This is a genomic window from Nesterenkonia sandarakina, from assembly GCF_003003175.1.
GTDB classification, from domain to species: Bacteria; Actinomycetota; Actinomycetes; order Actinomycetales; family Micrococcaceae; genus Nesterenkonia; species Nesterenkonia sandarakina_A.
Window position 1 is genome coordinate 110,508 of the sequence record NZ_PVTY01000004.1, and the last position, 22,849, is coordinate 133,356.

Genomic DNA, 22,849 nt, shown 5'->3' on the forward strand with positions numbered 1-22,849 from the left:
AGAAATGTCCAGCAGGAGCAGAGCCCGAGACACCATCCGGCTCACCGGACTCACCGCCACCGGCCACCACGGGGTCTTCGACTTCGAGAAGCGCGAAGGCCAGATCTTCCAGGTCGACGCCGCCCTCACCCTGGACTTCTCCGCGGCCGGGCGCAGCGATGACCTCGCCGACACCGTCTCCTACGTGGAGATCGCCGAGCTCATCCACGCCGCCATCGTCGGGAAGCCCTTCGACCTGATCGAGGCCCTCGCCGATCACCTGGCGCGCGAGATCCTGCGCACCGACGAGCGCCTCGCCGCGGCAGAGGTCACCGTGCACAAGCCGGAGGCCCCGCTCACCCAGTCCTTCCACGACGTCTCGGTCACCGCCCGCCGGGACCGCACAGACATCGACCGCACAGACATCGCTGCGCCGCAGGATCTCGCGCAGCGCCCCGGGGCGGACCCGGATGCGGCGCCCAGCACCGAGGTCACCTCGGTGCTGGCGCTGGGGTCGAACCTCGGCGAATCGGCGGTGACGCTGGCCTCGGCGGTCGCGGCCCTGGAGCGCGCCGAACAGGTCAGGGTGCTCAGACAATCCCCGATCGCTAAGACCAGCCCCGTCGGCGGTCCCGCGGCGCAGCCCGACTTCCACAACCAGGTCATCGAGATCGCCACCACACTGAGTCCGCACGCCCTGCTCGCCCAGACCCAGCAGATCGAGCAGGACCACCATCGGGCCCGCGGCGCCGAGAACGGCGAGGTCCGCTGGGGCCCGCGCACCCTGGACATCGACATCATCACCTACGGCCCGGAGCGGATCTCCTCGCTGACTCTGCAGGTGCCGCATCCGCGGGCGGGCACGCGCGGATTCGTGCTGGTTCCCTGGTCCTGGATGGACCCGCAGGCGCAGCTGGACGGGACGCCCGTGGCAGAGCTGGCCCGGCACGCCGCCGATGCGCCAGGCGTGGAACCGCTGGAGAGCCTCCGATGAGCCGGCTCTCGGCAGTGCGCCTGCTGATCATCGCAGTCCTCGCCGCTGTCGCCGGATTCATCACCACGGTCTCCATGTCCGGCCAGGGGATGGGCTCCCCGGTGCTGCCCCGGACGTCATTGGTGACCCTGCTCGGGATCGCGCTGATCGTGCTCACCCTGGGGCTGCTGGTGTGGCGCGACCAGCGACGGATCGCGGCGGCCGCGGCGAAGGGGCGGCGCATCGAGCGCAGCCTGCACCCGCTCCACGCCGTCCGCGTCGTCACCGCCGGGCAGGCGGGGGCCTACGCCGGGGCGCTGATCGCGGGCTGGCATGCGGGTATCCTCGGTGACCTGGTCCCCGCCGCAGCGCTGAGCGCGCCGAACGTGAACTCATCCCTACTGATGATCACGGGAGGCGTGATCTCGGTGATCATTGGATTCGTGGTCGAGCTGCTCTGCAGGATCCCGCCGGATGAGAATCCTCCGGGTGAACGACGCCGCAGGGAACCCGAACGCCACACAGGACCATTACCAGAGGAGGGCTATGCCCGCGGAACCCATTGATCCCACAGGTGTCACTTGGACCCGAGTGGACGAGCGGTACATCACCGTGAAGTTCATCACCGGCATCATCGGCTGGGTGATCACAGCGGCGATCGTCGCGACTCCGATCGTGCTGGACGCGATCGGTGTCTTCAGCGGCATTCCGCTCTGGATCAAGATCGTGGTCTCTGCCATCGTGCTGGTCTGGGCCGCGATCGACCTCTCGCTGATCCCCCGACGAATCCGATCTATCGGCTATCACGAACGCGAAGATGACCTGCTGATCCGCCGCGGCATCCTCTTCCAGCGCGTGGTCGCGGTGCCCTATGGCCGGCTGCAGTACGTCGACATCGAGGCGGGTCCGCTGATGCGCCGCTACGGGCTGTGCACCGTGCAGCTCAAGACCGCCGCTGCGGCGACCGACGCCGTCATCCCGGGCGCCTCCCGCGAGGAGGGCGCTCGGCTGCGTGAAGAGCTCTCCGTGCGCGGCCAGGCTCGCCTGGCCGGTCTGTGAGTCCGCACATGAACGAACCGGCCACCGAGGATCACACCGCTGGGGATCCCAGCTCAGGGGAGCCCGCCGGCGCCGAACGCTGGTTCGACGCGACCTGGACCAAGGTCCACCCGCTGAGCCCGATCGTGCGCGGCGGGCTCGCCGTCGTCGCCATTCCCGGCATCCTGCTCAGCTACAACTGGGAGACCTGGACGAGTGCCTGGCAGGCGTTCCGCAGCGGCGAGATCCAGCGCAACGTGGAGTCCAACCCCACCCCCTTCCTGCTGGGAGCCGGCGCTGTCCTGCTGGTGATCGCGCTGATCTTCGGCGGCTTCGCGCTCTCCTGGTGGTTCACCCGGTACAAGATCACCGCCGAGCACGTGATGGTGAAGTCCGGGATCTTCGTGCGCCAGCACCGCCAGGCCCGGATCGACCGGGTCCAGGCCGTGGACCTGCGCCAGCCGCTGCTCGCCCGGCTCACCGGCCTGGCCGAGCTGAAGTTCGAGGTGGCAGAGGGTGACGGCACCGCCGCGACCCTGGCGTTCCTTACCAAGGCGCAGGCCGAGGCGCTGCGCTCCGAGATCATGGACCGCGCGTCAGGCCGGGATGAGTCCCCCGTGACCGCAGACGGCTCCTCCGCCGCGCAGGGACATCCGGCTCCAGAGCAGCCGTACGGCGCTGCGCACCCTGGCCTCCCAGGCCCGCACCACCCGGATGGCACCTCCTCGGCCCACCATATGTCTGAGGTCCACCCCGAGATGGCTCCGCGTCCGGCCATGGCTGCGGACCGGCTGATCGCGAAGGTCCCCACCGGTCGGCTGATCGGTTCGGTGCTCAGCGGCTGGGGAACCGTCTTCATGCTGATGTTGATCCTCCTCGGAGTCGGCGCCGTCGTCGTCGGCATGATCGTCTCGTCGCTGACGCCTGATGAGGGGTTCGCCGAGATCTCGCCGGCGCTCGTCGCGGCAGGGCTGCCCGCCGCCATCCCGATGGGAATCGCCGCGGTGACCATCTACTACCAGCAGTTCAGCTCCGGCTTCGGGTTCACCTCCACCGCCACCAGCTCCGGGCTGCGTGTGCGCTACGGACTGCTCGAGACCACCAACCAGACCATCCCGCCGGGCCGGGTGCAGGCGCTGCAGATCCAGCAGCCGGTGCTGTGGCGCCCCTTCAAGTGGTTCAAGATCGTGGTCACCGTCGCCGGGTATGGCATCGGTGAGAAGCGCTCGGTGCTGCTGCCCGTGGGTCGGCTCGACGACGTGATGGCCACCGCCGCAGAGATGTTCCCCGACCTCCAGGTGGAGAACCCGGAAGAGGTGTTCACCGCCGGGCTGACCGGGACCGGCACCGATCTGGGCTACACCGAGGTCCCACACCGGGCGCGCTTCTTCGACCCGATCGTGCGGCGTCGCCGTGGGTTCCGCACCACCCCCACCGCGCTGATGTTCCGCGACGGGCGGGCCTCGCGCCGGCTGACCATGGTCCCGCACGAGCGGATCCAGTCGCTGAGCCTGAACCAGGGACCGCTGCAGCGCCGTCGGGAGATCGCTGACATCCTCATCCACTCCCCGGCCGGCCCGTTCGCGGCGAAGCTGAAGAACCAGGACCTCGAGGCGGTCAAGGACCTCTTCGAGTACGAATCGGAGCACGCCGCCCAGGCCCGGCGCTACAGCGACCGCAATCACTGGATGCGCCCCGAGGAGCTTCAGGAGTTCGAGCGCAAGGCAGCCGAGGCGCTCGCCGCCCCGGAGGGCCTGGAAGCGGATGAGACCTCCCAGCACGAACCAGCCACCCCGAGCCAGCCGGGGCTCCCGCTGGAGCCCGCGCCCGCGCCCTCTCCGGAGCCCGCGCGTCCACCGGAGCCCGCGCTCCCACCGACCCACCAGGAACAGGACCCCCGTGACCGCTGAGCAGCCCGTGGACCCCTATGCCGCGGAGCTCCCGCCCTCGCAGCGGGAAGGGCGCCTGGGCGTCGGGGTGATCTCGGCCGGAAAGGTCGGCTCGGTGCTGGGCGCGGCGCTGCGCGGTGCCGGTCACTCGGTGATCGGCGTCCATGCCGTCTCCGAGGACTCGCGCAATCGTGCGGAATCCCTGCTGGGCGGGGTGCCGGTGCTGGGGATCCCAGAGATCATGCGCCGCGCCGAGCTGGTGCTGCTGGCGGTGCCCGATGACGCCCTGGCCGAGCTGATCAATGGGCTGGCCGAGGCCGGGCACATCCAGGCCGGCCAGCTGATCGTTCACACCTCGGGTCGCTGCGGCACCGAGGTGCTCGCCCCCGCGCAGCGCAGCGGCGCCATCGGCCTGGCGATCCACCCGGCGATGACCTTCACCGGGCTGAGCATGGACCTGCAGAAGCTGCACACCTGCGCCTTCGGGGTCACAGCCCCGGGCCCGGTGCTGCCGATCGCGCAGGCCCTGGTGGTGGAGATGGGCGGGGAGCCGGTCGTGATCCGCGAGACTGATCGGCTCACCTACCATGCGGCGCTGGCGCACGCCTCGAACCACCTGAACACGATCACCGGGCAGTCCGCGGAGATGCTGCACCGGATCGGAGTCGACCACGCCGAGACGGTGCTGCGCCCGCTGATGCAGGCATCGCTGGACAACGCGCTGGCCTCGGGCGAGGGGGCGCTCACCGGGCCGGTGGCACGCGGGGACGCCGGCACCCTCCGGGACCACGTGCGGCTGCTGGCGGGATCGGAGCTGCCCGCAGACATCCGCACCGCCTACATGGCGATGGCGCGCGCGACCACCCAGCGCGCACTGGACCGCGGGATCATCAGCTCGGGCAAGGCCGCGGAGCTGCTCGACGTCCTCGACGCCTGACCCGCGCCGAATCGGATCCCGTCCCCGGCGGAGACCCGACCTCCCGGTGCGGACCTAGACTGAACCGGTGATTCAACCGCAGGTCCACACCACCATCGCCAGCCTCCGCGCCGCGCTCGCCGAGGCCGTGGCCGCGCACCTCCGTGACCACGGGGACGCCCCCACCGTGGGGCTGGTCCCCACCATGGGCGCGCTGCACCCCGGCCATGGCATCCTGGTCGACGCCGCCCGGGCCGCCTCAGACATCGTGGTCGCCTCGATCTTCGTGAACCCGCTGCAGTTCGACGACGACGCCGACTACCTCCACTACCCGCGCACGCCGGAGCAGGACGTCGCCCTGCTCGGCGAGCACGGGGCGGACCTGGTCTTCGCTCCGGAGATCGCCGAGATGTACCCCGGCTACCCGCATGCGCCGCTGATCCGGGTCAGCGCCGGTGAGCTCGGGACCCGCTGGGAGGGGGCCGCACGCCCCGGACACTTCGACGGGGTCGTCACCGTGGTCACGAAGCTCTTCAACATCATCAGCCCCCCGGCACCGGCGAGGCTCGAGGCCTGGTTCGGCGCCAAGGACGCCGAGCAGGTCGCGATCATCACCCGGATGATCGCAGACCTGAACCTCGACGTGACCGTGCGCACGATGCCGACCGTCCGCGATGAGAACGGACTGGCCCGATCCAGCCGGAACCAGCGTCTGGATGAGTCCGACTACGCCGCCGCGCTGGCGATTCCGGCCGCGCTCTTCGCCCTGCGTGCGGACGCCGAGTCTGGTGAGCCGCTGGGACTCGCCGATCAGGTCGCCGAGCTCAGCTCGGCCGAGGGCGTGGGGCTGGACTACCTGGTGGTGGTCGACCCCGGCTCGCTCCAGGAGCTGCGGCCCGGTGACGGGCTGCTCGATGACCGCGGCGTCCTGCAGGGGACCGCGCTGGCGCTGATCGCCGCCCGTGTGGGTCCGGTGCGGCTCATCGACAACGTGACGCTGAATCCAAGCAGGTCACAGCCCCGGGAGTAGGCTTGGGCCATGACCGACACCGCGAGCAGCAGCCCGTCAGCACCCGCTTCCTTCCCGTACATCGATCACGACGTGCGCCCGCAGGACGACCTGCAGCGGCACGTCAACGGGGAATGGCTCAAGACCGCCGAGATCCCCGCCGACATGGACGCCTACGGGTCCTTCCACGAGCTGCGGGACAAGGCTGAGGCCGATGTCCGAGAGATCCTGGAGCAGGCCGCGGCAGCTGAGATCGACGCCGGCGAGAGCGGCGGCGACGGATCCATCGCGGCCCGGATCGGTGCCTTCTACACCTCCTTCATGGACGCCGAGGCCGCTCAACGGCGCGGACTGACCCCGATCGAACCGATGCTGGAGAAGCTGGACGCGGTCAGCACCGTGGAGGACCTGGTGCGGCTCTCCGCATCCTGGCAGCGCCAGGGCGTGGGCGGACTCCTGGCCGCCGGTGCGATGCGCGACGCCGGGGATCCCACCCGGATGCTGTGGCACATCATGCAGTCCGGCCTCGGCCTGCCCGATGAGTCCTACTACCGCGAGCAGAAGCTCGCCGAGATCCTCGCCGCCTACCAGGACCACCTGGTCCGGGTGCTTCAGCTCAGCGGAGTCGACGACGCCGCAGACGCGGCCGCCGGCGTCGTCGAACTCGAACGCGTCATCGCCGGCGAGCACTGGGACAAGGTCACCATGCGGGATGCGCAGAAGCGCTACAACCTGGTCACCGACTCCGAGGCCGAGGCGCTGATGCCGCTGCTGCGCGAGGCCTTCGCCGGCTGGGGACTTCAGCCCCGGCACACCGAGCAGCTGGTGCTCGCCCAGCCCGACGTGCTCCCCGGGATGCAGGCGGCGCTCACCGAGCAGCCGCTGCAGACCTGGAAGCTCTGGCTGCGGGTGCAGCTGCTGCGCTGGGCCGCCCCGCTGCTGCACGAGGAGCTGGTCGAGGAGAACTTCGACTTCTACTCCAAGCGGCTCTCCGGAGCCCAGCAGCTCAAGGAGCGCTGGAAGCGCGGGGTCGCGCTGACCAACGCCCACCTGGGCGAGGACGTGGCGCAGATCTACGTGGCGCGGCACTACCCGCTCCAGGCGCGCGCCGCGATGGACGAGCTGATCAGTGCGCTCATCGAGGCGTACCGCCGGTCGATCAGCACGCTGAGCTGGATGGGCGAGGAGACCAAGGGCCGCGCGCTGGAGAAGCTGGACGCGTTCAAGCCGATGGTCGGATTCCCTGACCGGTGGATCGACTATTCCAGCGTCGAGGTGGACCCTGAGGACGTGGTGGCCAATGTCCGGCGCGCCGCCGCGTTCGAATGGGAGCGCGACATCGCCAAGCTCGATGAGGGCCCGGACCCCGACGAATGGCACATGAACCCGCAGACGGTCAACGCCTACTACTCTCCGCTGGAGAACGTGATCTGCTTCCCGGCCGCGATCCTGCAGCCCCCGTTCTTCTCCGCCGAGCGGGACATGGCGCAGAACTTCGGCGCCATCGGAGCCGTCATCGGCCACGAGCTGGGCCACGGCTTCGACGACCAGGGGTCCCGCTACGGGGCCGACGGCTCGCTGAGCAACTGGTGGACCGAGGCGGACCGCAGCGCCTTCGAGGAGCGCACCACGAAGCTCGTGGAGCAGTACAGCGCGCTGCGCCCCTCCCAGGCGCCGGACCACACGGTCAACGGCGAGCTGACCCTGGGTGAGAACATCGGTGACCTCGGGGGCCTGGGCATCGCGCACAAGGCCTACCGGGTCTGGCTGCAGGCACAGGGAGCTGAAGCCGGCGAGGTCGAGGGCTACAGCGCCGACCAGCGGTTCTTCTTCGCCTGGGCGCAGGCCTGGCGGAACCTCACCCGGCCCGAGCGCGCGGTCACGCTGATCAGCATCGACCCGCATTCCCCGGCGGAGTTCCGCGCCACCCAGGTGGTGAAGAACCTCGACGCATTCCACTCCGCATTCGAGACCGAGCCCGGGGATGGGATGTACCTGCCCCCGCAGGAGCGCGTCACCATCTGGTGAGCGTGGGGCCCGCGGTCGGCGCGGTGACTTCTCTAGGGCCTCGCAATCCAGGCAGGTCGCGCGGCGCGTAGAATGGCCGACTGTGACTGCCCAGAATTCCGCCGCCTCCGGCGCCAATGACCTTGACACCAACGACCAGCGCGCGGTCCGCCTGGACAAGCGGGAGCGACTGCTCGCCGCCGGGGTTCAGCCCTATCCGGTGACCGTCGAGCGTTCGGCCTCGCTGGCCGAGGTTCGTGAGCGCTTCCCGGACCTGGAGCCGGGCGCCTCCACCGGCGAGACCGTGGCGGTGACCGGGCGCGTGATGTTCGTGCGCAACACCGGCAAGCTCTGCTTCGCCACGCTCCAGGAGGGCGGACCCGATGGAGCCGGGGTCCGGCTTCAGGCGATGATCTCACTGGCCGAGGTGGGGGAGGCCGCGCTCGCGGACTGGAAGGCGCTGGTGGACCTCGGTGACCATGTCAGGGTCAGCGGCGAGGTCATCGCGTCGCGCCGCGGGGAGCTCTCCATCATGGCGAGCTCCTTCGAGATCGCCTCCAAGGCCGTCCGGCCGCTGCCGGTGCTGCACGCGGAGCTCAGCGAGGAGACCCGGGTGCGCCAGCGCTACGCGGACCTCATCGTGCGTGACGAGGCGCGCCAGATGGTGTTCCGCCGGGCCGCGATCACCCGCTCCATCCGGGAGACGCTGCATGGTCGCGGCTATGTGGAGGTGGAGACTCCCATGCTGCAGCTCATCCACGGCGGTGCCCAGGCTCGGCCGTTCCAGACGCATCTCAACGCCTTTGACCAGGACATGACGCTGCGCATCGCGACCGAGCTCTACCTCAAGCGTGCCGTGGTCGGCGGCATTGATCGGGTCTTCGAGATCGGGCGGGTCTTCCGCAATGAAGGCGTGGACTCCACGCATTCCCCCGAGTTCACCACGCTGGAGTCCTATGAGGCCTGGGCCGACATGTATGTCATGGCCGAGCGGATGCGCGAGATGATTCTCCAGGCGGCGGATGCCGCAGGTGCCAGCCGCCAGATCGAGACGGATCAGGGCATCATCGATCTCGACGGCGAGTGGGCCTGGGTCTCGGTCTACCCCGGCCTCTCCGAGGCGGTGGGGGAGGAGATCACCCCCGAGACTTCCGCCGAGTCGCTGCGCGGCATCGCCGCCAGGCACGAGGTCTCGGTGGACCCGGCCTGGGACGCGCAGAAGCTGGTCATCGAGCTCTTCGGCGAGATCGTCGAGCCCACGCTGATCCAGCCCACCTTCGTCTGTGACTACCCGCCTGCGGCCCAGCCGCTGGCCCGCGCCCACCGGGAGAAGCCCGGTGTCATCGAGGCGTGGGACCTGATCATCGGGGGCATGGAGCGTGGGACCGCGTTCTCCGAGCTGGTGGATCCGGTGCTGCAGCGCGAGCGTCTCATGGAGCAGTCGCGGATGGCCGCGGCCGGTGATGACGAGGCGATGCAGCACGACGAGGACTTCCTGCGCGCGCTGGAGTACGGCGCGCCACCGATGGGCGGCATCGGTCTGGGCATCGATCGACTGGTGATGTTATTCACAGGCGCCGGCATTCGCGAGACCATTCTGTTCCCGCTGCTGAAACCTGAGGCACAGGCTTGAACGTTTTGGAGCTCCAAGACGTAGCATGTAAATCAACGTCATCGGCACTTTTTATACCTGAATGCAGGCAAGGAATTTAATGGAAAACTTCTGGACGTACTTCGAAGTTCTCGCCCCCTCGATCGGTGTCGGGCTGGTCTTCTGGCTGGCGATCCGCGCCATCTTCCGGGCTGATCGCAATGAGCGGGCAGCCGAGACCGAGGTCCGCGAAGAGGTAGCCGACAAGGGGTTTAAGCGAGATCGGCCGTCTTCTGAGCCGCACCGCTGAATTGCTGGTCCGGCGTCGAGTCAATTTCTCCGGGGCTGGGTGTCAGGTCCGAACCCGGTCGAGAACTTGTTGCTGATTGGAATCATCTTCCTATCTGGGAAAACCCTGAATATCTCCGGCTTGACCGCTTATTGTATTTCTTGAAATACTAGTACTCACTTAGATCGTTCTTGATCTATCGCAGTGACTAAAGCGTCGCGAGAGATGGCATCCATTGAGTCTCGACGTGTGAGTGAGCAGTGAGGTAAGAGATGGCCCAGAAGGTAGAAGTAGTTCTCGTCGATGATCTTGACGGCAGCGAAGCAAAGGAGACAGTCACTTTCGGACTGGACTCCCGTTTTTATGAGATTGACCTCAGCGAAGAGCACGCCAAAGAGCTGCGCGAGACGCTGAAGAAGTACATCCGCAAGGGCCGGGCCATTGCCCCGCCCTCGCCGCAGAATGAAGCCCGTCAGATTCGTGACTGGGCTGTGAAGAACGGATATCAGGTCTCCAGCCGAGGTCGCTTGCACCGCGACATCGTGGAGGCCTACCGAAACGCCAAGAAGCGCTGATCCTTTACGCGTCGGCGGGCGGTCTTCCCACGGGGGACCGACCGCACGCGGAGAGTGAAGCCCGGACGCAGCATGGAGCTGCGGCCGGGCTTCACCTGTCTCCTGCCGCGCACCGGCATCGGGGAGAACTTTTCCCTACGGCGAACAGCGGCGACGGGACCGCTCGATGCCCGTAGCCTTGAGGCAGAGCACCAACGCTAGGAGTGTCTGTGGCTATGTTCGAGAGATTTACTGATCGCGCCAGGCGCGTGGTTGTGCTTGCCCAAGAAGAGGCACGCATGCTGAACCACAACTACATCGGCACCGAGCACATTCTGCTCGGGCTGATCCATGAAGGTGAGGGTGTCGCGGCCAAGGCCCTTGAGTCGCTGGACATCTCCCTCACCGGTGTGCGCGAAAAGGTGCAGGAGAAGATCGGACCCGGCCAGAATGCGCCGAGCGGTCACATCCCCTTCACCCCGCGCGCCAAGAAGGTCCTGGAGCTCTCGCTGCGCGAGGCGCTCCAACTGGGCCACAACTACATCGGCACGGAGCACATCCTGCTGGGTCTGATCCGCGAGGGCGAGGGTGTCGCAGCCCAGGTCCTGGTGGAGCTCAACGCTGACCTGAACAAGGTCCGCCAGCAGGTCATCCAGCTGCTCTCGGGCTACTCCGGCGGCAACCAGGAGAAGGCGGGCGCCGGCGTCGGCCAGGGAAGCTCCAATGAGGGCGCCCCTGCCGGTTCCGTGGTGCTCGACCAGTTCGGCCGCAACCTCACCGCCGCCGCCCGCGAGGCGCAGCTGGACCCGGTGGTCGGCCGTGACTACGAGCGTGAGCGCGTGATGCAGGTGCTCTCCCGCCGCACCAAGAACAACCCGGTCCTGATCGGTGAGCCCGGCGTCGGCAAGACCGCCGTCGTCGAGGGTCTGGCCCAGGCCATCGTCAACGGGGATGTGCCGGAGCTGCTGAAGGACAAGCAGCTCTACACGCTGGACCTCGGGTCCCTCGTGGCCGGCTCCCGCTACCGCGGTGACTTCGAGGAGCGCCTGAAGAAGGTGCTCAAGGAGATCCGCACCCGCGGCGACATCATCCTGTTCATCGACGAGATCCACACCCTGGTCGGTGCAGGTGCCGCCGAGGGCGCGATCGACGCCGCGAACATCCTGAAGCCGCTGCTGGCCCGTGGTGAGCTGCAGACCATCGGCGCGACCACGCTCGATGAGTACCGCAAGCACATCGAGAAGGATGCCGCGCTGGAGCGGCGCTTCCAGCCGATCCAGGTCGAGGAGCCCTCCGTGGAGGTCACCGTGCAGATCTTGCGTGGACTGCGCGACCGCTACGAGGCTCACCACAAGGTCTCGATCACCGAGGAGGCCCTTGAAGCGGCCGCCTCGCTGGCGAACCGGTACATCAACGACCGGTTCCTTCCGGACAAGGCCATCGACCTGATCGATGAGGCCGGTGCCCGGCTGCGGATCCAGAAGATGACCGCCCCGCCGGAGCTCAAGGAGTTCGACGGCAAGATCGAAGACGTCCGGCGGGAGAAGGAATCCGCCATCGACGCCCAGGACTTCGAGGGCGCCGCCAGCCTGCGCGACAAGGAGCAGAAGCTTGTCGAAGAGCGCCAGGCCAAGGAAGACGCCTGGAAGTCCGGCCAGATCGACGAGATCGCCGAGGTCGACGCGGATCTGATCGCTGAGGTCCTCGCGTTCTCCACCGGCATCCCGGTCTTCAAGCTCACCGAGCAGGAGTCCGATCGCCTCCGCCGCATGGAGGAGGAGCTGCACAAGCGGGTCATCGGTCAGGACGAGGCGGTGAAGTCGCTCTCGCGGGCGATCCGTCGCACCCGTGCCGGGCTGAAGGACCCCAACCGTCCCTCGGGCTCGTTCATCTTCGCCGGGCCCACCGGCGTCGGCAAGACCGAGCTGGCCAAGTCCCTGGCCGAGTTCCTCTTCGGCGACGAAGAGGCACTCATCACCTTGGACATGTCCGAGTTCTCCGAGAAGCACACGGTCTCCCGGCTCTTCGGCGCCCCTCCAGGCTACGTCGGCTATGAAGAGGGTGGTCAGCTCACCGAGAAGGTGCGCCGCCGTCCGTTCTCCGTGGTCCTCTTCGACGAGGTGGAGAAGGCTCACGCGGACCTGTTCAACTCGCTGCTGCAGATCCTGGAGGACGGTCGACTCACCGACTCCCAGGGTCGGGTCGTGGACTTCAAGAACACGGTGATCATCATGACCACCAACCTCGGCACCCGGGACATCTCCAAGGGCGTGATGACCGGCTTCACCTCCAGTGAAGACACCACGACCAACTACGAGCGGATGAAGGCCACGGTCAGCCAGGAGCTGCGCCAGCACTTCCGGCCCGAGTTCCTCAACCGCGTCGATGACACGATCGTCTTCCCGCAGCTGAAGCAGGAAGAGATCGTCCAGATCGTGGATCTCTTCGTGGACCGGCTGCGCAAGCGGCTCGCCGAGCAGGCCATGACCCTCGAGGTCACCCAGCCCGCTCGGGTGTTCCTCGCTGAGACCGGCTACGATCCGGCGATGGGTGCCCGGCCGCTGCGCCGCACCATCCAGACCCTGATCGAGGACGAGCTCTCCGAGCGGATCCTCTACGGCGAGATCCCCCACGGTGCCGGCATCGCGATCGGCGTCGAGGGTGAAGGCAAGCAGCGCAAGCTCACCTTCGAGTGGCACGATCCGCAGGACGAGATCGAGGCGGCGGAAGAGCCGGCCGCCATCGAGAGCTGATCCACCGGGTCGATCAGCATCGACCCATACACGCGTGAAGCGCCGTCGGATTCTTCCGGCGGCGCTTCACGCGTGTGTGCCTTCTCTCGCGGCCAGGTGAGCCTCGGCGCGGCGACGCGTCGGGGCCGCCAGCTCTGCCGCGCGGTCCACCCTGCCGGGCTGCTAGCCGCCTGGCGGGCCGATGATCAGCAGCACCACGAAGAGCGCGACGACGCCGGCGGCCAGCACTCCGCCGACCAGCGAGGGCCGGTTCAGCAGCACTCGCAGGGCGCGGTCGTGCCAGCTCCGGTCCCGCGGATCCGCAGTGACCTCGGTGCGCCAGGGTCCGTCGAGTCGGCCGCTGCGCGAGAGCCAGAGGTCCACCGGGATGGTCGCGTAGGGGATCACCGCGCTGATCACTGCGATCGCGGTGGGCCCGGCGCTGAAGCGCTGGTTCTTCGCCACGATCACCGCGGTGGCGGCGTAGGCGAGGAAGACGAACCCGTGGATGCCGCCGCCGATGCTCACCGCGATGTCCAGGTCGTTGGTCGCGCGCAGGATCATCCCGCCGATCAGCAGGGTCCAGGACACCGCCTCGGCGAAGGCCAGCACGCGGAAGAAGGTCTTGGGGGTGCGGAACACGGAACTCCTGGGAGTCAGCGGGGGATGGTGGGCTCCGAGCATCGTACGGGTTCTGTCTGAGCTGCACCGGAATATGTCAGTGCTCGGCGGTAACGTAGGAACCATGGCAACTCGCACCGCGTCCCGGAGCACCGGGAAGTCCCGGTCCAAGGGATCCCCCTCCTTCGAATGCACCGAATGTGGCTGGCAGACCGTCAAGTGGGTCGGCCGCTGCCCGGAGTGCCAGGCCTGGGGCTCCGTGGAGGAGAAGGGCCAGGTCACAGCCAGGACGACGGCGGCCAGCCAGCTCGCCCAGCCGGCACGGGTGATCCATGAGGTGGACGCCTCGGAGGCCGAGTTCCGCCCGACCTCCATCGGGGAGCTGGACCGGGTCCTCGGCGGCGGCCTTGTTCCGGGAGCCGTGATCCTGATGGCCGGTGAGCCCGGCGTCGGCAAGTCCACGCTGCTGCTGCAGGTCGCCTCCGCGGTGGCCCGCGCCCACCCCGACTCCCCGGTGCTCTACCTCACCGGTGAGGAATCCGCGGCCCAGGTCAAGAAGCGCGCGGAGCGCATCGACGCGATCTCCGACGGCCTCTATCTGGCGGCGGAATCGGATCTGGGCCAGGCGCTGGGCCAGGTGGAGAAGCTCTCCCCGCAGCTGACCATCATGGACTCGGTGCAGACCTTCTCCTCGGCCGAGGTCGACGGCGCCCCCGGCGGGGTCACCCAGATCCGTGAGGTCACCGCCTCGATGATCGAGTCGGCCAAGCGCAAGAACATGACCACGATCCTGGTCGGACATGTGACCAAGGACGGCAGCATCGCCGGACCGCGGATGCTCGAGCACCTGGTCGACGTGGTCTGCCAGTTCGAGGGGGACCGGCATTCCCGGCTGCGGCTGCTGCGCGCGGTGAAGAACCGCTATGGCCCCACCGATGACGTCGGCTGCTTCGACCTCAACGAGGACGGCCTGACCTCGCTGGCGGATCCCAGCGGACTCTTCGTCTCGGCGATGACCGAACGTGTCCCCGGCACCTGCATCACGATCACGCTGGAGGGGCGCCGACCGCTCACCGCAGAGGTCCAGGCGCTGGTGGCGGAGTCCCAGGCGGCACAGCCCCGGCGGGCGGTGTCCGGACTGGACTCGCCCCGGGTCTCGATGCTGCTCGCGGTGCTTCAGCGCCGCGCCAAGCTCACCGCCCTGATGAAGTCCGAGGCGTACGTGGCCACGGTGGGCGGGGTCAAGATCACCGAACCCGCGGCGGATCTCTCCATCGCCCTCGCGGTGGCCTCCGCGGCGCTGGAGAAGCCGCTGCCGAACCGGTTCGTGGCCTTCGGCGAAGTCGGGCTGGCCGGGGAGGTCCGCCCGGTCCCCGGACTGCGTCAGCGGCTGGAGGAGGCTCAGCGGCTGGGCTTCACCCACGCGATCGTGCCGCGGAAGTCCACCGGCACCGAGAAGGAGGCCACCCCGGAGGGGATGCGCGTCCGTGAGGTCGGCTCGCTCGCCGAGGCGCTGAACCTGGTGCTCGACGGCGGCCAGTCAGGCTGAGCCGGCGGGTGCTCCAGCATGTGCACCTGCAGGCGTACCTGGAGTCGGCGTCGGCGTTCCGGGCAGGCTGATCTGCCCGCCGTCCTCCGCGGCAAGGCCGTCGCGCAGCAGCGAATCCAGGCAGCGGTGCCGCTGCTCCGGGGAGGACTCGGGCAGCGGCAGTCCCTCCAGGAGCTCTCCGCGGGCCACGGTGGCCCCGGTGCGCAGCACCGCCATGATCGCCCCGCGCACCTGACGGTCGGTGCCGGACCAGGCCTGTCCGCGGGTCTGCTGCTCCTGCGTGGGCGGTGGGGATCCTGCGGCTCGCCAGGCGCAGAGGTCCGCCACCGGGCACACCTGGCACTGCGGGGAGCGTGCGGTGCAGATCAGCGCGCCCAGCTCCATGGCTGAGGCGTTCCAGGCGCAGGCGGTGGCGCCGTCGTCGGCCTCGGTGGCGGGCATCAGCTCGTGGGCGAGCCGACGCTGCGCCGAGGTGTAGGTCTTGCCCGGCAGGGCGTCCCCGGTGAAGGCACGCGCGTGGACCCGGCGGATGTTGGTGTCCACCACCACCTCGGGGTGCTGGAATGCGAAGCAGGCCACGGCGGCCGCGGTGTACTCTCCCACGCCCGGAAGTGCGCGCAGCTGCGCGGCGGTGCCCGGCACCTCTCCGCCATGATGCTCCACGATGGCCTGGGCCGCGGCCTGCAGGCGCAGCGCGCGACGGGGGTAGCCCAGCCGGTCCCAGGCCGTGAGGACCTCGGCGGTGGGTGCCTGCGCGAGGTCGACCGGCCGGGGCCAGCGCTGCATCCAGAGCTCCCAGCGGGGGAGCACCCGCACCACAGGTGTCTGCTGCAGCATGATCTCGCTGACCATCACGCCCCAGGGGGTGCAGTCGGGATCGCGCCAGGGCAGCGGCCTGGCACTGTCCTCGAACCACTCGATCACGCGGTCATGGACCAGCGTGGGCTCGGGCGTGAAGCCGGCGTCAGGTCGGGCGGAGCCGCCCTGGGCGGCGACGGGGGTGCTGGTGGGAGTCGTGCTGGGGGGTGTCATCGGCACGAGTCTAGAGAATCGCGGCCCGCGCCGTGATCATCAGCTGCGGCGCGCGCCGCGCGATGCTGAGCCGCACCCGGCGCCGCCCGTTCCGGCTCAGCCATCGAGATCGAGGCTGCTGACAAGCTCTTGCACCCGGGCGCGGATGTCATCCCGGATCACTCGGACCGTCTCGATGCCCTGACCGGCCGGGTCGTCGAGCTTCCAGTCCTCATAGCGCTTGCCGGGGTAGAACGGGCACTCGTCGCCGCAGCCCATGGTGATCACCACGTCCGACTCCTTCACCGATTCATCGGTGAGCTTCTTCGGGATGTTCTCGGCGATGTCGATCCCGAGCTCGGTCATGGCCTCGACGGCGATCGGGTTGACCGAATCCTTCGGAGCCGTGCCGCCCGAGAAAACCTGCACCGCGTCGCCTGCGATCTCGCGCAGGAATCCGGCGGCCATCTGCGAGCGTCCAGCGTTGTGGACGCAGACGAACAGGACGGCGGGCTTGGAGCTGCTCATGGGGTTCCTTCCAAAGATGTGCTTGACCGGAGGGGGTCAGAGGCCGTGCGGGGCGGTGGCTGCGATCGGGCTCTCCTGCTTGGCCGGGATGTTCGAGCCGGTGAAGAAGCGCCGGGTCCACAGCGCCACGTAGACCAGGGCGACCAGCACCGGGACCTCGATCAGCGGACCGACCACGCCTGCCAGGGCCTGGCCGCTGGTGGCGCCGAAGGTGGCGATCGAGACGGCGATGGCGAGTTCGAAGTTATTCCCGGCTGCGGTGAAGGACAGCGTGGTGGTGCGCTCGTAGCCCATCCGCAGCATCCAGCCGATCACCATGGAAGCGGCGAAGATGACCACGAAGTAGACCAGGAGCGGGACGGCGATCCTGACCACGTCCATCGGGCTGCTGAGCACCTGCTCGCCCTGGAGCGCGAAGAGCACCACGATGGTGAACAGCAGGCCGTAGAGCGCCCAGGGGCCGATCTTCGGCAGGACCTTGGCCTCGTACCATTCACGGCCGCGGGCCCGTTCGCCCAAGGTTCGGGTGAGGTAGCCCGCCAGCAGCGGGATGCCCAGGAAGACCAGCACAGAGACCGTGATCGCGACGATGGAGAACTCCGCCGAGGTGGTCTCAAGCCCGAGCCAGCTCGGCAGGACCTGGAGGTAGAACCAGCCCAGCACACCGAACATGAAGACCTGGAACACCGAGTTGATCGCCACCAGCACCGCGGCCGCCTCGCGGTCGCCGCAGGCCAGGTCGTTCCAGATCAGCACCATGGCGATACAGCGGGCCAGGCCCACGATGATCAGCCCGGTGCGGTACTCCGGCAGGTCGGCGAGGAAGACCCAGGCCAGGACGAACATGAAGGCCGGAGCCAGGATCCAGTTGATCAGCAGCGAGGTGACGACCAGCTTCTTGTCCTTCAGCACCCGGCCGGTCTCGTTGTAGCGGACCTTCGCCAGCACCGGATACATCATGATCAGCAGCCCGACCGCGATCGGCAGCGAGACGCCTGCGACCTCCATGGACTCCATGGCCTGACCCACCTGGGGGACGACGGCGCCGAGCGCGAGCCCCAGCCCCATGGCGGCGATGATCCAGACGGGAAGGAATCGGTCAAGCACCGAGAGCTTGGCCACCACGGCCGAGGTGTCGGGGACGGGTGGGGCAGACTGGCGCACGAACACTCCTGGGAAGATCGACAAACTTCGATGCCCCGAGTATCGTCAGAAACATCGACGGATGTCAATCCATATGGAGTGCGCAGGAAACGGCCGCAGATTCGCGCCGGGGGCCGTGCATGCCGATGCCGAAAGACCTGAGGAGAAGCGATGACGACCCAGACCGACTGCAAGGTCCCGCCGGCCCCGCTGGCCGAGACCGTCACGCTGGACCCAGAAGGTGCCGCCGAGCTGGCGATCGGATTCAAGGCGCTCGCAGACCCCAACCGGATCACGCTGCTCACCCTGATCGCCGCCGAGGAGACCGGCGAGGCCTGCGTCTGTGACCTCACCGAGCCGCTCGGCCTCGGCCAGCCCACCGTGTCCCACCACCTGAAGGTGCTCGTCGATGCAGGCTTCCTCACTCGGGAGAAGCGCGGCACCTGGTCCTACTACTCTGTGGTGCCCGGCGCCCTGGAGCACCTGTTCAACACCATGACCGAAAGGACCGCACACTGATGCGCGAGACAGCCATGCACCACTCAGCGACCGAACCCGCCCCGGAGACCACCACCAGCCCCTCGGATCAGCCGGTGCGCGGCGCCGAGGAAGAGGTCGCCCCGGTGGCTGACTCCACCGAGCGCACCGAGACCCCGGCGGTGCTCTTCGTCTGTGTGAAGAACGGCGGCAAGTCTCAGATGGCGGCCGGACTGATGCGCCAGGATCTGGCGGCGGCAGCGCTCGAGGGCGCCGTCGTCGTCTCCTCGGCCGGCACCCATCCCGGTTCGAAGGTCAATGCGCTCTCGGCAGAGGTGCTCGCCGAGGTCGGTGCCGACATCGCCGGCCAGACTCCCACCCAGCTGACGCCTGAGGCGATGCGTGAGGCTGGGCACGTCGTGATCATCGGCGCGGAGGCCGAGGTCGAGCCGCTCGAAGGCGTCGAGATCGAACGCTGGGAGGTCGATGAGCCCAGTGAGCGCGGGATCGAGGGGCGAGCGCGCATGGAGCTGGTCCGTGACGACATCCAGCTGCGGGTGCGCGAGCTCAGGGAACGACTGCTCGGCTGAGAATCGGGGTCAGTCTCCTCCGCTAACCTGGGGCCATGAGTTCCCAGCGAAGGCGGCAGTCTGCCGAGGTCTACAGGCGCCGACGCATCCTTGCCGGGGTGCTCGCCGTGGTGCTGCTGGTCCTCGCCGGATGGCTCACCAGCCTCGCCATGGGCTGGGGCCAGGACGCAGAGGACGCCGACACCTCGGAGACCGCCGAAGGTGACGTCGGAGAAGCCGCGGGGGAGGACCAGGCCGGGCCAGTTCCAGCGGCCAGCGAGGAGCCGGGATCCGACACCGAGGACGCCGAGGGGCAGGACGCCGCGGAGGAGCAGGACGCCACCGAGGAGCAGGCTCAGGATGAGCCGGCCGAGGATGGCAGCTGCCGCACCGGGGATCTCGAGGTCCGCGCGTCCACCGGCTCGGAGTCCTATGGGCCCGGCTTCGCGCCCATGCTGGTGATGGAGGTGGAGAACACCGCCGACTATGCCTGCGAGGCTGACCTCGGCACCGCGGAGCAGGAGTTCCTGGTCGAACATGCCGGAGCCACCGTCTTCTCCACCGCCGAGTGCTCGGTCTCCCGGGAATCGCTGCCGGTGCAGCTGGAGCCCGGACAGGTCGAGCAGGCGCACTTCACCTGGCCACGCTCAGACTCTGCGCAAGACTGCGCGGAGCCGACCTCGCTGGATCCCGGCAACTACGAACTGACGGTGAGCCTCAGCGGCGTCCGTTCTGAACCTCATGAGTTCAGCATGAACGCAGGCTGATCGCACCAGGTCGAGGAGTCACGTCGTGACACCGCCCCGGTGCGACGTCGGCGCATAGACTGTGCCGATGGGTTCCTTCATCATCAGGCCAGCGCGCACCGCCGATGTCGCCGCCATCATGGGCATGGCAGAACCCCTGGTCGACCAGCGGGTGCTGGTGCCCAAGGAGGCCGTCGCCTACTACGAGGCGATCCAGGAGTTCATGGTCGCCGAGACCCAGGACGGCACCCTGATCGGATTCGGCGCGCTGCACGTGATGTGGAAGGACCTCGCCGAAGTGCGCACCCTGGCCACAGATTCCCGCTGGCGCGGACAGGGCGTCGGCTCCGGGCTGCTCACCGAGCTCACTGCCCGGGCCCACGCCCTCGGCGTCAGCCGGGTCTTCTGCCTCACCTTCGAGGTGGACTTCTTCACCCGGCATGGCTTCGGGGTGATGGATGACCAGGCCGCGGTGGATCCCGAGGTCTACGCGGAGCTGCTGCGCTCACCCGATGAGGGCGTCGCGGAGTTCCTGGACCTCGCCAGGGTCAAGCCCAACACCTTGGGCAACACCAGGATGATCCTGCAGCTCTGAGCCCATGAGCTCGGCCTCGGGTCGATGCTCGGCCGGTCACAGCTCGGGCAGCTGCTCCCGCGCGTCCTCGTGGCTTGATCCGGCCGCCTGCAGCAGGTCCACCACCAGCGTGCGCAGCAGCAGCACCACGGTCTCGCCTTCCAGGGTCCCGATGCCCAGCGACTTCGGGTGCAGCCGCTGCGCCAGCGCCGAGAGCGCCTCCTGGGCGGTCTCCATCCGCCGGGTGTAGGCCGAGCCCGGCTCGGCCACCGCCTGGGAGAGCAGCAGCGAGCATTCGGCGAACTCGTCCAGGATCGCTGCGAGGTTCTCCACCGCCTCGTCACTGAGGCTGGCGTGGTCCACGGTGCTGATGATCCGGCGAGCCACCACGCGCATGCTGCGCACCGCGAGGTCCACCTGGTCTGCGACCTCGGCCATATGTCGCACGTAGTGGCGGTGTTTGCGGTAGGCGGGAGAGAAGACGGTGAGCTCCTTCGCGGAGTTCACCGCGCTGCGCAGCTCATCGATCTGCGGCTGCAGGCCGCGGCAGCGGATCAGCGAGTGCCAGGCCTGGCGGGAGTCGGAGTTCCGCACCGCCTCGGCGACGTCGCGCAGCGAGAGGGTCATCGCGTCGACCACGCTCTTGAGCTCGGCGATCGGTTCGCGGCGGGGATCCTTCGGGGTCAGCAGGGTGATCGCCATCGCCACCGCTCCGCCGATGATGGCGTCGAGGCTGCGTGTGAACGGTCCGAGCGCGGCCGCCTCAGGGGGCGGGATCAGCACCACCAGCAGCGCCTGGAGGCCCATCTGCATCGCGAGCACCGGACCTGAGTCCAGGAACCGGGCCAGCATGATGGAGAGGAAGAGCACCAGCGTGGCAGTTCCCAGGTTCGAGCCGAGCTGGTGCAGCAGCAGATCGCCGATCAGGATCCCCAGGGTGCAGCCCACGCTGACCTCGAGCACCTTGCGCATGCGCGGCTCTTTGGTGAACCCCAGCGCGATCAGCGCCGCGATGGCGGCGAAGAGCGGGTCATCATGGCCCAGGACCCGCTCGGCGATCGTGTAGGCGCCGACGCCGGCCACGGTCATCTGCAGCGCCGGGATCACCGAGCGCCGCATCCTGCGCACACCGACCCGGACTCTGCGCGCGGTGAAGCGGCGCGCACGGGCCAGCAGGCGGGGAGTGGAGCGCTCGGTCGTCACCCCATGAGTGTAGGCGGCGGCCGGTGCAGGGGATACGAGGTGCCTCACACCAGCCCGGCCATCGACGTGCTCAAGGACACGCCTGGGTGGCGTTCCAGTTCACCAAGCGTTCATCTTAAGTGAGCGCCATGGTCATCTGCTGAGCGGCCCAGAGTCACCTGCCCTCCCTACTGTGGATCGAGGTTCGCAGGACGCACCCCGGTGGACCGCACAGACTCCTTCAACTGGCGCGACTTGTCGCCTGATGAAACCTCAGAGAGGCACTAATAACGTGAAGATGAAGAGCTTCGGTCGCGCAGCGGCCATCCTGTCTGTATCAACCCTGGCCCTGGTCGGCTGCGGTGAGTCCAACAACCCCGATGCCGGGGGTGACGCAGACGGCGGTGAGAACGGTGCCAGCAGCGAGGTGGCAGGCACCCTGGTGGGCGGCGGCGCGTCGTCGCAGGAGGCGGCCATGACCGCATGGACCGACGGCTTCACCTCTGTGGCGCCTGACGCTCAGGTCAACTACGCATCGGTCGGCTCCGGCGGCGGCCGCGACGGGTTCCTCGGCGGCGAATACGACTTCGCCGGCTCCGACGCCGCGATGAGCGACGAGGAGTGGGAGTCCTCGAAGGAGATCTGCGGCCCAGAGGGCGCCTTCCACATCCCCTCCTACATCTCGCCCGTCGCCGTGGCGTTCAACGTCGAAGGCATCGACGACACGCTGAACCTCGATGCAGACACCATCGCCTCGATCTTCTCCGGTGAGATCACCAGCTGGGACGATGAAGCGATCGCCGAGCACAACCCTGACCTGGAGCTGCCGTCCACCCCGATCTCCGTGGTGCACCGTGCAGATGATTCCGGCACCACCGAGAACTTCGTGGACTACCTCGCGAACGCCTCGGACATCTGGGACTACGAGGTCTCCGGTGAGTGGCCCGGCGAGATCGCAGCGGAGTCTGCCCAGCAGACCTCCGGCGTGGTCGGCCTGACCTCCGAGACCGACGGCGCCATCACCTACGCTGACGCGTCCCAGATCGGTGACCTGAACACGGTCGCCGTCCAGGTCGGCGAGGAATACGTCGAGTACTCCCCAGAGGCGGCCTCCCAGGCAGTGGCCTCCTCGGCCCCGGTCGAGGGACAGGCGTCGAACAACATGGCCTACGAGCTGGACCGCAACACCGAGGAGTCCGGCGCCTACCCGGTGGTCCTGGTGAGCTACCACATCTTCTGCAACGAGTACCCGGAGCAGGAGACGGCTGACCTCGCGACCGCCTTCGGTGAGTACGTCCTCTCCGAAGACGGCCAGGCCACCGCCGAAGGTGCAGCCGGCAACGCTCCGATCTCCGATGAGCTGCGCGACGGGGCCATGGAGTCCCTCTCCGCGATCACGGTCGCCGAGTGAGCTTGAGCAGTCACTTCTACGCATGAAGCACACGGACGTCGGGTGGTCGGGTCGGAGTCGC

At 68.3% G+C, this 22,849-nt stretch carries 22 protein-coding genes; 17 read left to right on the top strand and 5 right to left on the bottom strand.

The annotated features are described in order from the left end of the window. The first annotated feature begins 4 nt into the window (after window positions 1-4). From folK to BCL67_RS04415, 11 genes are all read left to right on the top strand, one after another. Complete coding sequence (gene folK / locus BCL67_RS04365; RefSeq protein WP_106122234.1) at window positions 5-973, top strand: 2-amino-4-hydroxy-6-hydroxymethyldihydropteridine diphosphokinase; 969 nt, start codon at window positions 5-7, stop codon at window positions 971-973. Further along, window positions 970-1,518 (top strand): DUF3180 domain-containing protein, encoded by a 549-nt coding sequence (locus BCL67_RS04370; RefSeq protein ID WP_106122235.1) that lies wholly within the window; start codon window positions 970-972, stop codon window positions 1,516-1,518. Before folK ends, BCL67_RS04370 begins: the two co-directional genes overlap by 4 nt. Beyond that, window positions 1,499-2,011 carry a PH domain-containing protein gene (locus tag BCL67_RS04375; RefSeq protein WP_106122236.1) on the top strand — a complete coding sequence of 171 codons (513 nt, stop codon included), beginning with the start codon at window positions 1,499-1,501 and terminating at the stop codon, window positions 2,009-2,011. Before BCL67_RS04370 ends, BCL67_RS04375 begins: the two co-directional genes overlap by 20 nt. Before the next feature lie 8 nt (window positions 2,012-2,019). Next, entirely contained in the window at window positions 2,020-3,900 is a 1,881-nt protein-coding gene (locus BCL67_RS04380) for a PH domain-containing protein (protein ID WP_106122237.1), read from the top strand. Beyond that, entirely contained in the window at window positions 3,890-4,816 is a 927-nt protein-coding gene (locus tag BCL67_RS04385) for a Rossmann-like and DUF2520 domain-containing protein (protein WP_181255891.1), read from the top strand. Before BCL67_RS04380 ends, BCL67_RS04385 begins: the two co-directional genes overlap by 11 nt. Window positions 4,817-4,883: 67 nt before the next feature. Next, the gene (gene panC, locus BCL67_RS04390) at window positions 4,884-5,825 is read left to right on the top strand and encodes a pantoate--beta-alanine ligase (protein WP_106122239.1); all 942 of its coding nucleotides are present in this window, start codon (window positions 4,884-4,886) and stop codon (window positions 5,823-5,825) included. A gap of 9 nt (window positions 5,826-5,834) precedes the next feature. Beyond that, window positions 5,835-7,832, top strand: a complete 1,998-nt coding sequence (locus tag BCL67_RS04395; RefSeq protein ID WP_106122240.1) for a M13 family metallopeptidase — start codon at window positions 5,835-5,837, stop codon at window positions 7,830-7,832. Window positions 7,833-7,914: 82 nt separating this feature from the next. Continuing rightward, entirely contained in the window at window positions 7,915-9,444 is a 1,530-nt protein-coding gene (lysS, locus tag BCL67_RS04400) for a lysine--tRNA ligase (protein WP_181255881.1), read from the top strand. 79 nt (window positions 9,445-9,523) lie between these two features. After that, window positions 9,524-9,712, top strand: coding sequence for a hypothetical protein (locus BCL67_RS04405; protein WP_106122242.1), 189 nt, complete (start codon window positions 9,524-9,526; stop codon window positions 9,710-9,712). Window positions 9,713-9,963: 251 nt separating this feature from the next. Next, window positions 9,964-10,266: a histone-like nucleoid-structuring protein Lsr2 gene (locus BCL67_RS04410; protein ID WP_036474614.1), complete on the top strand. Its 303-nt coding sequence runs from the start codon at window positions 9,964-9,966 to the stop codon at window positions 10,264-10,266. A 215-nt stretch (window positions 10,267-10,481) separates the two neighbouring features. Further along, window positions 10,482-12,998: an ATP-dependent Clp protease ATP-binding subunit gene (locus BCL67_RS04415; protein WP_106122243.1), complete on the top strand. Its 2,517-nt coding sequence runs from the start codon at window positions 10,482-10,484 to the stop codon at window positions 12,996-12,998. A gap of 162 nt (window positions 12,999-13,160) precedes the next feature. Here BCL67_RS04415 and BCL67_RS04420 read toward each other — a convergent pair whose 3' ends face one another. Beyond that, entirely contained in the window at window positions 13,161-13,619 is a 459-nt protein-coding gene (locus BCL67_RS04420) for a DUF3817 domain-containing protein (protein ID WP_106122244.1), read from the bottom strand. A gap of 103 nt (window positions 13,620-13,722) precedes the next feature. On the opposite strand from BCL67_RS04420, the gene radA reads away from it, so the two are divergent. Further along, the gene (gene radA, locus BCL67_RS04425) at window positions 13,723-15,147 is read left to right on the top strand and encodes a DNA repair protein RadA (protein ID WP_106122245.1); all 1,425 of its coding nucleotides are present in this window, start codon (window positions 13,723-13,725) and stop codon (window positions 15,145-15,147) included. Here the strand turns inward: radA and BCL67_RS04430 are convergent. From BCL67_RS04430 to arsB, 3 genes are all read right to left on the bottom strand, one after another. Further along, on the bottom strand, window positions 15,139-16,179 hold the full coding sequence (locus BCL67_RS04430; protein WP_106122357.1) for an A/G-specific adenine glycosylase: 1,041 nt from the start codon (window positions 16,177-16,179) through the stop codon (window positions 15,139-15,141). The genes radA and BCL67_RS04430 overlap by 9 nt on opposite strands. A gap of 96 nt (window positions 16,180-16,275) precedes the next feature. Beyond that, window positions 16,276-16,686 (bottom strand): arsenate reductase ArsC, encoded by a 411-nt coding sequence (locus BCL67_RS04435; RefSeq protein WP_106122246.1) that lies wholly within the window; start codon window positions 16,684-16,686, stop codon window positions 16,276-16,278. 36 nt (window positions 16,687-16,722) lie between these two features. Beyond that, window positions 16,723-17,850 (bottom strand): ACR3 family arsenite efflux transporter, encoded by a 1,128-nt coding sequence (arsB, locus tag BCL67_RS04440; RefSeq protein ID WP_106122247.1) that lies wholly within the window; start codon window positions 17,848-17,850, stop codon window positions 16,723-16,725. 150 nt (window positions 17,851-18,000) lie between these two features. Here arsB and BCL67_RS04445 point away from each other — a divergent pair, with 150 nt between their 5' ends. The 4 genes from BCL67_RS04445 (at window position 18,001) to BCL67_RS04460 (ending at window position 20,216) form a co-directional block, all read left to right on the top strand. Further along, the gene (locus BCL67_RS04445) at window positions 18,001-18,348 is read left to right on the top strand and encodes an ArsR/SmtB family transcription factor (protein ID WP_106122248.1); all 348 of its coding nucleotides are present in this window, start codon (window positions 18,001-18,003) and stop codon (window positions 18,346-18,348) included. Beyond that, on the top strand, window positions 18,348-18,896 hold the full coding sequence (locus BCL67_RS04450) for an arsenate-mycothiol transferase ArsC (protein WP_308737950.1): 549 nt from the start codon (window positions 18,348-18,350) through the stop codon (window positions 18,894-18,896). Before BCL67_RS04445 ends, BCL67_RS04450 begins: the two co-directional genes overlap by 1 nt. 35 nt (window positions 18,897-18,931) lie before the next feature. Beyond that, window positions 18,932-19,642, top strand: coding sequence for a hypothetical protein (locus tag BCL67_RS04455; RefSeq protein WP_146131074.1), 711 nt, complete (start codon window positions 18,932-18,934; stop codon window positions 19,640-19,642). Between the two features lie 67 nt (window positions 19,643-19,709). Further along, a complete protein-coding gene (locus tag BCL67_RS04460; RefSeq protein WP_106122250.1) occupies window positions 19,710-20,216 on the top strand; it encodes an amino-acid N-acetyltransferase in 507 nt (168 codons plus the stop codon). A 36-nt stretch (window positions 20,217-20,252) separates the two neighbouring features. Here the strand turns inward: BCL67_RS04460 and BCL67_RS04465 are convergent, their stop codons facing one another. Continuing rightward, window positions 20,253-21,398 (bottom strand): FUSC family protein, encoded by a 1,146-nt coding sequence (locus BCL67_RS04465; RefSeq protein WP_258174752.1) that lies wholly within the window; start codon window positions 21,396-21,398, stop codon window positions 20,253-20,255. 277 nt (window positions 21,399-21,675) lie between these two features. Between BCL67_RS04465 and pstS the strand changes: the two genes are divergently transcribed. Continuing rightward, window positions 21,676-22,788, top strand: a complete 1,113-nt coding sequence (pstS, locus tag BCL67_RS04470; RefSeq protein WP_106122360.1) for a phosphate ABC transporter substrate-binding protein PstS — start codon at window positions 21,676-21,678, stop codon at window positions 22,786-22,788. The last annotated feature ends 61 nt before the right edge of the window (window positions 22,789-22,849 follow it).